We start from the raw sequence: 12,907 nt of genomic DNA, 5'->3' as shown, positions 1-12,907 counted from the left end.
ATTACTTCGTTTTTTCTCCAACTGCTGTAACATCCCAAGGGCTGATTTTCGTACCATCTTCTAAAACAAGTAAGTATTCATTGTCTATGTTTTTAACAGACTTCACAGTGCCCGATATCTCTTTATCATCCAATTTGCCCGATACTTCTTTACCAATCCAGCCTACATATGTCGTAAACGGATCTTGGTGTGCAACAAATGTAGACATGAGCTGATTCAGCTTGGTGATCGAATCGTTCATATTGGTTTGCTGTTCTAAAGATGAAAATGTCGCAAGCTGCGTGACAAACTCACGGTCATCAATCGGGTTTGTCGGATCTTGGTTTTGAAGCTGCGTGAGCAAAATTTTCAAGAATTGATCTTTGCCAAGCGTATCTGTTTTCTTTTCTGCTTTTGAAGAAGTGTCTGCTTGTGCGGCTGTTCTATTTGTAGCATCAACTGTTGCCATTAGATCTCCTCCTCTTCTTCATCTGACCCAACAAGAGCGTCCAGTACATCTTGGAATTCTGCTTCCTGTTCATCAGTCTGCTGGAAATTCTGTCCTTTTGGCTGCTGCTGCTTGTTTTCTTCACTAAACTGTCCAAATAACGGCTGCTCATTTGATTGAAGCGGTATATGGAAACGGTCCACTTGAACCGACATATTCGGAAGCGCCTGCTTGAGCTGCGGCAGATGATGCTCTAACAGTTCTTTCGCTGCTTGCGTCGAGGCTGTAATTTTACTCGCATACATACCGTTTTGCTTCGTTAGCTGAATGGTAATGAATCCAAGATTTTCTGGATTTAATCGAACGGTAAAGCGTCCGCTTGAATTGCCAAACGGCGTGAATTTCATTTGCTTCCACGTGTTTAGAATTTGCTGATCAACTGTTCCCGGCTTTTCATCAGTCGTTTGTGTCTGCTGAACAGGAGCCGCTGACTGCAGTTGGAAAAACTGCTTATGACCTGGCAAAAGTGTATGGGTCATTATTTTTTCAGAAGCTGGTGCAGCAGCGCTTTGTCCTTTAACGACTTCTTTTTTGATGAGCCACTCAAGAGATGCATTCCCTTTTGCCGGAGAAGCGAGTGTAGATTCTTGTTTTGGAGAGATTAGTTCTTTCAACTCGCCAAGTGAAATTTTCCACTCTTTGTCAGACCCTTTCGCATTCGCCATCATATGGTCGATTAACTGATTAAAGTGCTTTAGCTCATTTTGAGTCATCGAATTCAACTTTGGCGCTGATCCCTGCGAGAAGAACTGCTCTTTTACTTGCTGAATGAGTTTTTCATCTACCCCGTTTTTCGAAAGAAAGTGGATAAAGTCTTGACCTTTTCCTTCAATATCCTGCACAAGTTTCGCATCAAAGCTTGGCGGCTGTTGATTGAGCAATTGATAGATGAAGAAGTGGACTTGTATGAGCTGTTCACTATGTTCAGAACCTGGCTTTTCAGCTTGATCACCGTAAATGGAAGATTCCATTTTTTGAAATAATCCTTCAAGTGATTTGAGATCAGATGATTCAAGCGTTTGACCCTGTAGTGTTTGAAGCGCACTTAGTAGGTCTGCGTTCATTCCTTCTTCAGGTGATTGCATCCATTTTTCAACAATTTGCATCGCATCATTGATAGAAAGAGAGGCAGCAGCGGCTGTCTCAGCATGAACAGGACCGCTTTGAGCGCCTGCTCCGCTAAGCAATTGTTTAAACAAACCTCGTGCAGATGCAGCGCTGTCTCCTTTTAGCCCTGAGAGACCTTGAGAAGATTGCTGTAAGGCTCCAATATCCAATAACTTCACTTATTGTTCACCCCCATTTTCACTTTCTTCTTTTTTGGCAAGCTCTTTTGTAAACGTTGCTGCCTTCTGAGGTGTCAGTTTTGCTAATATGTCTGTCAGTTTATTTTTGCTCAGCTCTTCAAGGATTTTTAACGCCTCTTTATCACTTAGTTCTGATAAAATTTTGGCGGATTTCCCTGGGTCCATGCTTTCATAAATGCTGGCGACCTTTCCTTTTGTCTGCTGATTAGAGGATGCCGCTGCATCAGGGGAGGTCCCTGCTGAGTTATTATCTGACGTGTTATTTGATGAGCTGTTATTCGATGAACTGTCATTGGCAGACGTATTCTTTGCATCATTTTCAGATGTTTTTTCAAGTGAATTGATTTTTTGATTCAGTCTTTTAATCTCTTCATCACTTGTTTTCAAATCTTTTTGTGCAATTTCGAGCTCATTCTTTTGCTCTTTAATGGTCTTTTTCAGTTCTTTTAACTCTGCATCGCTTTGATCATTAGGTGAAGATGACGTTTTTGAGGTGTCATCTGAACCAACTAAGCTGCTGATCACCGGAATGTTTTGGAGCGGTTTTTTTAGATCAAAACCTGCCATATAAAGGATCGTGCCAGTGACAATCACAAGCACAATCAATGGGATGATGACAATAAACAAGATCCATTGAAATTTCCCGCCGCCTGATTCCTTCGTTTTTTCCTTCTTAGGCATTCATCTCGACTCCTAATGTCCTTGAAACATGAATTGGCTGATAGAGATATCATCCATTTCTTTCATTTCAATTGCCTTATGTTCAAGGGAGAACTTTTCAAATTGCTTTTCTTTCATTTTTTCAAACTTTTTAAACTCAATGTTTTTTTCAGTTAAATCAGATTGTTTTTCATTCATTTGATGGCGTTTCATGATCACAAGCTGCTGATAATGCTGGATGGTGTTATCTAAGTTGGTCACAAATTGCTGGTAATGACGCATTTCTTGAACACTCATTCCGCTTCTCAGCTTTTCTTCTTTGCTTTTTTCCATTAGCTCTTTTTTACTCATATTTTCATAGAGTTTTTCAGCAACTTGCTCAAATGCCGAAACGGATTGTTGGTATGCTGCGAGTGACTTGTCTTTTTCACTTTCTTTCAGTTCTAAGAGCTTTTGAAATTTGTATTGATATCTCACTGTTTTTGTCAATCCTCTCTATTCATCAAACTGAGCAATAAACTCACACTGTCTTCAATAGATACAGCCTCTTCTACATCCTGTTTCAAAAATGAAATCAGGTGAGGGTAAGCCTGCATAGCTTCATCAATATCTTTGGAGGAGCCTTTTTTATATGCTCCAATATTAATGAGATCTTCAGCGTTTTGATAAGTGGATAAAAGCTGGCGGAACCGGTTAGCCGCCTCCTTGTGATCATGACTTGCGATATTACTCATGACACGGCTGATACTTTTCAGAATGTTAACAGCGGGAAATTGTCCTTTGTTGGCTAAAGCACGATCAAGTACAATGTGCCCGTCAAGGATCCCCCTCACTGTATCAGCGATCGGCTCGTTCATATCGTCCCCATCAACAAGCACTGTGTAAAACGCTGTGATGGAACCAAGCTGATTTGTTCCAGTTCGTTCGAGCAATTTTGGCAGTATAGCGAACACTGAAGGTGTATATCCTTTTGTTGTTGGCGGCTCGCCAGTTGCGAGTCCTATTTCCCTTTGCGCCATGGCAACCCTCGTAACAGAATCCATCATGAACATGACATTTTTGCCTCTGTCCCTGAAATATTCCGCAATGGCTGTTGCAGTATAGGCAGCTTTCAGTCTCGTCAGTGCAGGCTGGTCAGAAGTTGCAACGACAACAATGGATCGCTTCAGTCCTTCGGCACCTAAATCCTTTTCAATAAACTCACGAACTTCACGGCCACGCTCTCCAACAAGGGCAATGACATTCAGGTCTGCTTCTGTCTGCTTTGCAATCATCCCCATTAAGGTACTTTTTCCAACACCGCTTCCGGCAAAAATCCCGATCCTTTGACCAGTGCCAACTGTGAGCAGACTGTCAATCACTCTAACACCGACACCCATCTTTTCTCGAATAGGCGGTCTGTCCATCGGATTTGGGGGTGACTGATCTGTCGAAACAGGTGCAAGTCCTTTTGGAAGCATACTGCCATCAAGTGGATCACCGAAGGCATCAACGACTTCACCAATTAATCCAGTCCCTACTTTGACCTTCAGCGACTCACCCGTCGCTTCAACAAGACTTCCTGGTGAAATATTGGATGCTTCTACATAAGGCATGAGCAGAATGTTTTCATCTCTAAACCCTACGACCTCTGCTTTTATCGGATGGTGCTTGCTCCCTTTTTTATGAATGAGACATACATCACCGATCGAACTCTCCGGCCCCTTAGATTCAATCATCAGCCCAACCACTCGATTGACTTTACCAAATCGTTTATAAGGATCAGCGGTTTCAATCGTTTCTTTTAGTACATCCATTTTCATTTGTGATCACCTGAATCAATGACTTCTAATAGTTTTTCTTTCAACTGATTCATTTGGGTATCAACACTCGCTTCCACTTTTCCAAAACTTGTTTCTACGTAACAAGTTCCTTTTGGTGCTTTTTCATCCGAGTAAATGGCAAGGTGTGTATCCTTTTGAAGGATTCTAATCAATTCGTCTTTATATTCCATCACATGCTCGTAATGTTCAGGGTCAACATAGATGGAAATATCATCATATTCTTTCACTTCTGAAATGACCTGCTTCACAAGAGCCAAAAATTGATCTTTCGTGTCCTCAGCTGCATTCCAAACGCGTTTGGCGAGTTCAAAAGCGAGTTCCACAATTTGCTCAGCAGAGCTTTCAATTTTTTCTTCGTAGTCCTGCCTTGCAAGACTGACGATGTCATTTGCTTGATCAAGAGTAGCTTGGTACTGCATATTCGCATCTGCTTCGCCCTTTTGGAAGCCGTCTTGATAACCTGCTTGTTTCGCTTCTTCAATGAGCTGCATTCTTTCTTCTTCAAAATCAGTCCGGCGCTGATTGATTTCAGCCATTGTTTTTTCCAGTTCACTGTTCGCTTGTTCTAATATGCGGCTCGCTTGATCTTCTGCATCACTAAGTACTAGCTGCGATGCTTCGGTTTCATTGACAAGCTCTTCTTCGTGATGTTCTCTTTTAAAGTTTACTTGCTGTAAAGGAATCGTTTGCCGTCCTTGTTCAGGAATAACAGATGTTTCATGTTTGATAATCCTAGACAATGATATCGTCTCCTCCGCCTCGAGCTATGACGATTTCTCCAGCTTCCTCAAGTCGTCTTACGATGCTGACAATACGGGTTTGTGCTTCCTCGACATCTCTAAGCCGGACAGGCCCCATAAACTCCATTTCTTCTTTGAATGTTTCGACCATACGCTGTGACATGTTGCGGAAGACAATTTCTTTGACCTCTTCGCTTGCCACTTTGAGTGCGAGCAATAAGTCATCATTTTCAACATCTCTGATAACGCGCTGAATCGCTCTGCTGTCAAGAGTGACAATATCCTCAAAGACAAACATACGTTTCTTAATTTCATCCGCAAGCTCTGGATCTTGAATTTCAAGTGTGTCTAAAATGGTCTTCTCAGTAGCACGGTCTACACCATTTAGCACTTCTACAACCGCTTCGACTCCGCCCGTTTGCGTATAGTCCTGCGTAAAGGTTGAAGAAAGCTTTTGTTCAAGAATACGTTCCACCTCATTGATGATCTCTGGAGATGTGCGGTCCATTAAGGCAATACGTCTCGCAACCTCAGTTTGTACTTCCTCGCCTAACTCAGATAAAATTTGCCCAGCCTGCACTGGATCCAGGTAGGAAAGGATAAGTGCAATCGTTTGTGGATGCTCATGCTGGATAAAGTTTAAAATTTGTTCTGGCTCAGCCTTTCGAGCAAAATCAAATGGTTTCACTTGAAGAGAGGATGTCAGCCTGTTTAAGATGCTGTCCGCTTTATCCTCACCAAGCGCTTTTTCAAGCACTTGTCTTGCGTACATAAGACCGCCCTGCGATATGTAGTCCTGCGCGATGGCAATGCTGTGAAACTCTTCGATGACTTCATCTTTTTTAGCAGTATCTACACTTCGTACATTGGAAATTTCTAATGTTAATTTTTCTATTTCGTCTTCAGACAGATGTTTGTATACAGATGCTGACACGTCTAGCCCTAAGGAAATCATTAGGATTGCTGCTTTTTGTCTGCCTGTTAGTCGATTTGGATCTTTTCTCGACATGTGTATTCCTCCTAATCCTCGGACAGCCAGCTGCGTAGCAATTTAGCAAAGTCTTCTGGTTTTTCTTTTGCCATTTTTTCAAGCTGATTTTTTCTCACCATTTCTTCTGTTTCTGGTTCAGTGTCGATATCAGGAACATCGATTGGTGTACGTTCATCAAACTCAAACTCTTCTTCTTCATCTCTTCTACGCTTGCGTACAAGAAGAATGATAAGAGCGATAATTGCAAGTAGGAGCACACCGCCTACAATATAAACCCAGATTGGAATATTGTTTGAAGGGTTATCTGCCGCAGTTTGCTGTTTACCGTCTAATTTTGATACAGATAAAACGATTTTGTTATCTAAGTCTGCTTGAGTGAGCGCTTGACCATTTGTGTATTCTTTATCAATCGATGTGCTAATGATCGTTGAAAGAATCTTTTTGATATCATCTTGTCTTTCAGCCGTTAAAGAGTTTACATCGTTTGCAGTTGGTGGTTCGACCAATGCTTGAATGCCAACATCTCTGATTTTATAAGGACTTTCTTTGATATCTTTATGAATGCGGTTGACTTCATAATTGATACGATCTTCGCTCTTTTCGTAATCTCCGCTTCCATTCGCTCCATCGGCACCTTGATAATTTGTGACATCATCATCACCTGTTCCAGCGGTGCCTCCAGCTGCTGCGCCATTACCTGAATAAGTTTCAGCAATCTTTTCAGCGCTGACAGCAATTCCCTGCATGTTTTCTTTATCAACAGGTTCTACAAGGTCTTCTTTTCTTTTTTCTTCAGTAAAGTCAATGTCTGTTGTGACCGATACAGCCACTTTATCTTGACCCATCATTGTTCCAAGCAGCTGCTGAATTTTTCTTTGAAGATTCTTTTCGATTTCCTCTTTTTTCTGCTGCTGTGCATCCATTCCACTTGCATAGGAATCGGAGCTGGTGTTTAAGTCGTAGTAGTTGGAATCTTGGTCCATAATGACAATGTTTTCTGTTTTTAAATTCGGCACACTTTTTGAAATAAGATGATAAAGGCCTTTTACTTGCTGCGGTGTGAGCGTGTAGCCTGGCTCAACTTGCAGCACAATGGATGCTGATGCATTACTTTGCTCTTCTCCAACAAAAACGGAATCTTTTGGCAGGTTAATCATCACTTTTGAATCTTTAATCCCATCAATTGTGTTGATCAGATTGGATAGTTCTGTCTGAGTTGCGTCTACTTTCAGAACATCAAATTCATTATCTGTTAAACCGAAGCCTGAATTGTTTGCAAAGAAGGAATAATCAATGTTGCCTGTCTTAGGGAGCCCTTCAGATGCGAGTGTTACTTTTAAAGAATCTGCTTGCTTTTCTGGAACGAGAATCGTTGTTCCATTGTTTGCAAGTTCCGATTTAACGTTTTTGCCATCTAGTTCCTGTTTGATTTGTCCAGCTTCTGCCTCAGACAAGTCTCTAAAGAGCGGAACCATTTTTTCAGAAGAAGCAAAGATGCTAACAACCGTAATAATGATTGCTAGGGCAGCAACGCCGCCAATCATGAGTATTTTTTGTAATTTTGATCGATTTCGCCAAAACTCAACTGTTTTTGTTCTTAATTGCATTAAAGTACGATTCATCTTAACCCCCGGTCATTCCATTCAGTCTTTTTTTGTCCACCAGCACCTCCTACATCTGCATTCTCATAATCTCTTGGTACGCTTCGACTGCTTTATTTCGAAACTCTGTTGCAGCTGTGAGTGTAACACTCGCTTTTTGCGAGGCAATCATGACTTCATCGAGATTGACATCTTTTCCTTGTGCAAGCGCATTTGTATACTGGTCTGATTTCAGCTGTGATTGATTTAATGCCTCAATGGAATTCTTCAGCACATCAGAGAAATTCGTTTGACTTTTAGGTGCAGCCGCCTGAACGGGCGTTGCATTCGTCAATTCACTTGCTTGCTGAGCAGTTTGAAGCTGGAAAGGAGATATTGCATTAACCAATTATTTTCACCTTACTTTCCTATTTCTAAAGCTTTCATCAGCATGCTTTTATTCGCATTTAGAGCAGTCACGTTTGCTTCATATGATCTTGAGCTGCTGATGAGGTCGACCATTTCTTTTAATGGATCGACATTTGGTGTTTGAACATATCCATTTTCATTGGCATCGGGATTTGTAGGATCATATTGAAGGTTGAATGGAGTTTCGTCTTCAGTAATCTTTGTTACTTTGACGCCGTTTCCTAATTTGCCGCTCGAATTCATACTTGAGTTCAATATAGATGAAAACGATTCACCTGACGGCTGTAATGTGACAAGCTTACGTCTATAAGGCTCCCAGTTGCCATCAACCTGTTTAGCTCTTGTTGTATCCATATTTGCAAGGTTTGAGGATACAACGTCCATTCTGAGCCTCTGTGCCGTTAATGCTGAGGCCGAAGCGTTCACTCCTGAAAAAATCGACATCACTTACCTCCTGTCAAAACTGTTTTAAGAGAATTGAATTTCCCGCTCATTCTTTCCACCAGCGCATTATACTGAATTTGGTTTTTAGCGAGTTCACTCATCTCTTGATCAATATCGACATTATTTCCGTTTTCTTGATAAGAAGTACGGTTGCTCGAAACAACTGAATAATTAGACCTTGTTTTTGAAAAATCAATGTGACCTTGGTATGTTTTTTTAGCATCTAATTTGATTGACGCATCATTTAGCATGTCATGGAATGCGACGTTTTTCGACTTGTAGTTCGGTGTGTCTATATTTGCGATATTATTGCTTATGACTTTTTGCTTAACATTCGCTCTGCCCAAGGCATTCTCAAGGTTGCTTATCGTTCCAGAAAATATATCCAAAACCATATACCTCCAATCATATGTATTTCATTCCATTTAATCATGTCGAGATTTGTAAAACCATATGTTCATTGTAAGAAATAATAGGATTAAAGTCTATGATGTATATGTAAAAAAAACTCGTAATATATATCTATTTTACGAATAGGTATAAAGGCCTAGATTCAAAGCACTACAGATTTGTAAGGGGTTTCTTGGAAAAAAGAGTGACATTTTTCGGACAAATCCTCATTTTTTCACATAAAAAAACCCTTTTCAGCATTTATTTCGGCCAAAAAGGGTTTTTGATTAATGAGATTTTAAATTTTCGAGTTCAATTAAAAATTTGTTGTTTAACACTTTGATGTACGTTCCCTTCATTCCAAGAGAACGAGATTCAATCACGCCTGCACTTTCTAACTTACGTAAGGCGTTTACGATCACTGAGCGCGTGATCCCTACACGGTCTGCAATTTTACTTGCAACGAGAAGACCTTCGTTTCCATCCAGCTCTTCAAAAATGTGCTCAATCGCTTCAAGCTCACTGTAGGAAAGAGAGCTAATCGCCATTTGAACAACCGCTTTACTTCTTGCTTCTTCTTCGATTTCCTCTGCTTTCTCGCGAAGAATCTCCATTCCAACAACTGTTGCCCCGTATTCAGCAAGAATTAAATCATCATCTGTGAATGTATCTTGTAAGCGGGACAGGATTAACGTACCTAAACGATCTCCTCCGCCGATAATTGGAACAATTGTTGTTAAACCTGATTGGAATAAGTCCCGGTTTTCAATCGGAAAAGCTGTATATTCACTGTTAATATCAAGGTTTGAAGACGTTTCAGGGACATTGAATAGACTCTTTGTATATTCTTCAGGGAACTGACGATCTTCAAGCATTTTTTTCATACGTGCATTTTCGATCTGTTGATTAATGGAGTAGCCAAGAAGCTTTCCCCTTCTGCTTAATACGAAAATGTTTGAATCAATGACATCTCTCAGTGTTTCTGCCATTTCTTTGAAATTAACTGGTTTCCCCGCTGCATCTTGCAGCATTGAGTTAATAATCCTTGTTTTTTGTAGTAACGCCATAATAATGATCCTCCTAGATTACTTTATTCATTTGTTAAAGTATAAATTGACTTAAATCTTTGTTATTTGCAATCTTTCCTAGCTTCTCTTCGACATACTGAGGTGTAATGGTCACTGTCTCCATCGTAATATCAGGCGCCTCAAATGAAAGCTCTTCAAGCAGCTTCTCAAGTATGGTATGAAGCCTTCTTGCACCGATGTTATCTGTCTCCTGATTGACATGATAAGCCACTTCGGCAATCTTATGAATAGCATCGTCAGAAAATTCAAGAGATATACCTTCTGTTTCAAGTAAAGCTTTATATTGCTTTAATAATGCATTATCTGGTTCCGTTAAGATTTTCACAAAGTCTTCTATACTTAATTTATCTAATTCTACACGGATTGGGAAGCGTCCCTGAAGTTCTGGAATCAAATCTGATGGTTTTGCCATATGAAATGCACCTGCTGCAACAAACAGCACATGATCAGTTTTAACGGCACCATATTTCGTCATCACAGTTGAACCTTCTACAATCGGTAAAATATCACGCTGAACCCCTTCACGAGAAACATCTGCAGATGATGCACCACCGCTTTTGGCGATTTTGTCGATTTCATCGATAAAAATAATTCCTTGCTGCTCTGCTTTGTAGACCGCTTCCTGACTGACTTCATCCATATCAATCAGTTTTGAAGCTTCCTCAGCCGTTAACGCCTTTCTTGCTTCTCTGACAGTCAGCTTTCTGCGTTTTTTCTTTTTAGGCATGAGATTGCCGAGCGCATCCTGCATGTTCATACCCATTTGCTCCATACCCGAGCCTTGAAGCATATCAAACATGGAAGGCTGCTGTTCTTCTACTTCAATCGTAACGTAATGATCTTCAAGTTCTCCCATCGCCAGCTGATGAGCGATTCGCTTTCTTGTCGATTCGAGTTCCACTTCTTCATTTGAATGATCTCGATCACGGTCATCTTCATCAGAACCGCCAAACAGCATCTCAAACGGATTTTTCACAGACTGGCTTTTTTTCTTGCCAGGAACAAGTAAATGAACAAGACGTTTATTTGCTTGTTTTTCTGCTTCCTCTTGAACATCTTTCATCTTTTCTTCTTTGACGAGTCTAATCGCTGTTTCAACTAAATCTCTCACCATGGACTCTACGTCACGGCCGACATAACCCACTTCAGTAAATTTCGTCGCTTCCACTTTAATAAAAGGCGCACCAGAAATTCGAGCAATTCTGCGGGCAATTTCTGTTTTCCCCACACCTGTTGGACCGATCATTAAAATGTTTTTAGGAACGACTTCATCCTTTAGCTTATCATGCAAAAGACTTCTTCTGTAACGGTTTCTTAAAGCCACCGCCACTGCTTTTTTCGCATCAAGCTGACCAATGATGTATTGATCAAGCTTTTCAACTATCTCTCTTGGGGTGAACGGCTTTTTCTCCATACGTCTCATGTCCTTTCTATTCAAGCTCTTCTAAAGTGATTTGATCGTTCGTGTAGACACAGATTTCTCCGGCCGTTTCAAGAGCGGCCTTTGCAATTTCTCTCGCTGAGAGATGATCACCTGCATGGGTTTTGAGTGCTCTCCCGGCGCTAAGCGCATAGTTGCCGCCTGAGCCAATGGCCAAAATCCCATCATCTGGTTCGATGACCTCTCCTGTTCCAGAGACAAGCAGGATGCTTTCTTTGTTCATGACGATGAGCATGGCCTCAAGCTGTCTTAGCATCTTGTCACTTCGCCATTCCTTCGCTAGTTCTACGGCTGCCCGCTTTAAATTACCACCATATTCTTCAAGCTTTGTTTCAAACTTTTCAAAGAGTGTAAAAGCATCGGCTACTGAACCTGCAAAACCTGCAAGCACCTTGCCTCCGAAAAGACGGCGCACTTTTTTTGCTGTGTGTTTCATCACGACAGCCTGCCCGAAAGTGACTTGACCGTCGCCAGCCATTGCACTTTTTCCTTTATGCTGAACGGCAAAGATGGTTGTTGCATGAAATGATGACATGAAAAAACCTCCTTTTAGGATCGTTTAAAAGCCCTTGGGTGATGAGACATGTACGTGTTTCTTAAAGAATCTTTTGATACATGCGTGTACACCTGTGTAGATGATAAATTTGAATGACCGAGAAGTTCTTGAACACTTCTCAAATCCGCCCCCTCGTTTAAGAGATGCGTGGCAAAGGTGTGCCTTAACATGTGAGGATGGATATGTAATGTACCTGACGCCTTTTTCATTAATTCAGTGAGAATGAATCGTACACCTCGGTCTGTAAGAGGCGTCCCGCGCTGATTCAAAAACACATGAGTATCAGCGCGGTCTTTCCCTTTAGATTTCAGCTTCTGCCTTCCATCCTCTAAATAAGTAATGAGCGCTTCATGAGCATATGACCCGAAAGGAACATACCGCTGCTTGCTGCCTTTCCCATGAACAAGCACTGTATCCATCGATAAATCAAGATCAGATTCTTTTAATGAACATAACTCACTGACCCTCATACCTGTTGCATAAAGAAGTTCTAAAATGGCTTGATTTCTTTGCCCAAGCGGTGTGCTGACATCAGAAACTGTAAAAAGCTCTTTTAGCTCCTCTTCATACAAAAATGAAGGAATCCGCTTATCCTGCTTTGGTAAGCTAACGAGTAAAAAAGGATTTTCTTTCACAAGCTGTTCTCTTAATAAAAATTTATAAAAGCTGCGAAGCGCAGAGACTTTCTTACTAATCGTTCTTCTTGTCAGGCCTTTTTCATAAGCTTCTGTTAAATAAATTCTCGTATCTTGATAGGATACCTCTTCAAAACCGTCTATTCCTTGAATGTTCATAAATCTGACAAACTCTTCAATGGCTTCTGTATATCCTGAGATCGTTAAAGCTGAATAGTTTTTTTCAATTTGCAGATATTCAATGAATAAGTGGACAAGACGCTGTTTATTCGTCATTTTTACACCTCTTTAAGGCTTTTAAATGGTATCACATATCTTGCTTTCCGTGCAATGTTT

General features: G+C 40.9%; 15 protein-coding genes. All 15 read right to left on the bottom strand.

The window, feature by feature from the left end; all coding sequences use genetic code 11:
* Window position 1: 1 nt before the first annotated feature.
* Window positions 2-448: a flagellar hook assembly protein FlgD gene (gene flgD, locus MHH61_RS17140; protein WP_025092581.1), complete on the bottom strand. Its 447-nt coding sequence runs from the start codon at window positions 446-448 to the stop codon at window positions 2-4.
* Window positions 448-1,773: a flagellar hook-length control protein FliK gene (locus MHH61_RS17135; RefSeq protein WP_125586792.1), complete on the bottom strand. Its 1,326-nt coding sequence runs from the start codon at window positions 1,771-1,773 to the stop codon at window positions 448-450. Before MHH61_RS17135 ends, flgD begins: the two co-directional genes overlap by 1 nt.
* The gene (locus MHH61_RS17130; protein ID WP_169510835.1) at window positions 1,774-2,475 is read right to left on the bottom strand and encodes a MotE family protein; all 702 of its coding nucleotides are present in this window, start codon (window positions 2,473-2,475) and stop codon (window positions 1,774-1,776) included.
* A gap of 12 nt (window positions 2,476-2,487) precedes the next feature.
* Entirely contained in the window at window positions 2,488-2,931 is a 444-nt protein-coding gene (gene fliJ / locus MHH61_RS17125; protein ID WP_024424173.1) for a flagellar export protein FliJ, read from the bottom strand.
* A gap of 8 nt (window positions 2,932-2,939) precedes the next feature.
* Window positions 2,940-4,256: a flagellar protein export ATPase FliI gene (gene fliI / locus MHH61_RS17120; RefSeq protein WP_024424174.1), complete on the bottom strand. Its 1,317-nt coding sequence runs from the start codon at window positions 4,254-4,256 to the stop codon at window positions 2,940-2,942.
* On the bottom strand, window positions 4,253-5,017 hold the full coding sequence (gene fliH, locus MHH61_RS17115; RefSeq protein ID WP_125586796.1) for a flagellar assembly protein FliH: 765 nt from the start codon (window positions 5,015-5,017) through the stop codon (window positions 4,253-4,255). The genes fliI and fliH overlap by 4 nt, the downstream gene beginning before the upstream one ends.
* Entirely contained in the window at window positions 5,010-6,026 is a 1,017-nt protein-coding gene (fliG, locus tag MHH61_RS17110) for a flagellar motor switch protein FliG (RefSeq protein WP_024424176.1), read from the bottom strand. Before fliG ends, fliH begins: the two co-directional genes overlap by 8 nt.
* Window positions 6,027-6,037: 11 nt before the next feature.
* The gene (gene fliF, locus MHH61_RS17105) at window positions 6,038-7,630 is read right to left on the bottom strand and encodes a flagellar basal-body MS-ring/collar protein FliF (protein ID WP_024424177.1); all 1,593 of its coding nucleotides are present in this window, start codon (window positions 7,628-7,630) and stop codon (window positions 6,038-6,040) included.
* Window positions 7,631-7,679: 49 nt separating this feature from the next.
* Window positions 7,680-7,943, bottom strand: a complete 264-nt coding sequence (gene fliE, locus MHH61_RS17100) for a flagellar hook-basal body complex protein FliE (RefSeq protein WP_231506888.1) — start codon at window positions 7,941-7,943, stop codon at window positions 7,680-7,682.
* A gap of 65 nt (window positions 7,944-8,008) precedes the next feature.
* Entirely contained in the window at window positions 8,009-8,461 is a 453-nt protein-coding gene (gene flgC / locus MHH61_RS17095; RefSeq protein WP_024424179.1) for a flagellar basal body rod protein FlgC, read from the bottom strand.
* The gene (gene flgB, locus MHH61_RS17090; RefSeq protein ID WP_206427965.1) at window positions 8,461-8,850 is read right to left on the bottom strand and encodes a flagellar basal body rod protein FlgB; all 390 of its coding nucleotides are present in this window, start codon (window positions 8,848-8,850) and stop codon (window positions 8,461-8,463) included. Before flgB ends, flgC begins: the two co-directional genes overlap by 1 nt.
* A gap of 288 nt (window positions 8,851-9,138) precedes the next feature.
* The gene (gene codY, locus MHH61_RS17085; RefSeq protein ID WP_007499612.1) at window positions 9,139-9,918 is read right to left on the bottom strand and encodes a GTP-sensing pleiotropic transcriptional regulator CodY; all 780 of its coding nucleotides are present in this window, start codon (window positions 9,916-9,918) and stop codon (window positions 9,139-9,141) included.
* Between the two features lie 34 nt (window positions 9,919-9,952).
* Entirely contained in the window at window positions 9,953-11,353 is a 1,401-nt protein-coding gene (hslU, locus tag MHH61_RS17080) for an HslU--HslV peptidase ATPase subunit (protein WP_024424180.1), read from the bottom strand.
* 16 nt (window positions 11,354-11,369) lie between these two features.
* Complete coding sequence (gene hslV, locus MHH61_RS17075; protein WP_024424181.1) at window positions 11,370-11,915, bottom strand: ATP-dependent protease subunit HslV; 546 nt, start codon at window positions 11,913-11,915, stop codon at window positions 11,370-11,372.
* A 14-nt stretch (window positions 11,916-11,929) separates the two neighbouring features.
* Entirely contained in the window at window positions 11,930-12,847 is a 918-nt protein-coding gene (gene xerC / locus MHH61_RS17070) for a tyrosine recombinase XerC (protein ID WP_024424182.1), read from the bottom strand.
* Between the last annotated feature and the right edge of the window lie 60 nt (window positions 12,848-12,907).

The sequence above is a fragment of the Bacillus sp. FSL K6-3154 genome (genome assembly GCF_040869395.1).
GTDB classification, from domain to species: domain Bacteria; phylum Bacillota; class Bacilli; order Bacillales; family Bacillaceae; genus Bacillus; species Bacillus safensis.
The sequence above is the reverse complement of the archived record's forward strand: the minus strand, read 5'-3'. Positions and strand labels throughout refer to the sequence as shown.

Coding starts and splice junctions, on each gene's coding strand:
- fliG (WP_024424176.1), bottom strand. CDS start 6,026: ATGTCGAGAAAAGATCCAAATCGACTAACAGGCAGACAAAAAGCAGCA.
- MHH61_RS17130 (WP_169510835.1), bottom strand. CDS start 2,475: ATGCCTAAGAAGGAAAAAACGAAGGAATCAGGCGGCGGGAAATTTCAA.
- flgD (WP_025092581.1), bottom strand. CDS start 448: ATGGCAACAGTTGATGCTACAAATAGAACAGCCGCACAAGCAGACACT.
- codY (WP_007499612.1), bottom strand. CDS start 9,918: ATGGCGTTACTACAAAAAACAAGGATTATTAACTCAATGCTGCAAGAT.
- fliF (WP_024424177.1), bottom strand. CDS start 7,630: ATGAATCGTACTTTAATGCAATTAAGAACAAAAACAGTTGAGTTTTGG.
- hslU (WP_024424180.1), bottom strand. CDS start 11,353: ATGGAGAAAAAGCCGTTCACCCCAAGAGAGATAGTTGAAAAGCTTGAT.
- fliI (WP_024424174.1), bottom strand. CDS start 4,256: ATGAAAATGGATGTACTAAAAGAAACGATTGAAACCGCTGATCCTTAT.
- xerC (WP_024424182.1), bottom strand. CDS start 12,847: ATGACGAATAAACAGCGTCTTGTCCACTTATTCATTGAATATCTGCAA.
- flgC (WP_024424179.1), bottom strand. CDS start 8,461: ATGTCGATTTTTTCAGGAGTGAACGCTTCGGCCTCAGCATTAACGGCA.
- hslV (WP_024424181.1), bottom strand. CDS start 11,915: ATGTCATCATTTCATGCAACAACCATCTTTGCCGTTCAGCATAAAGGA.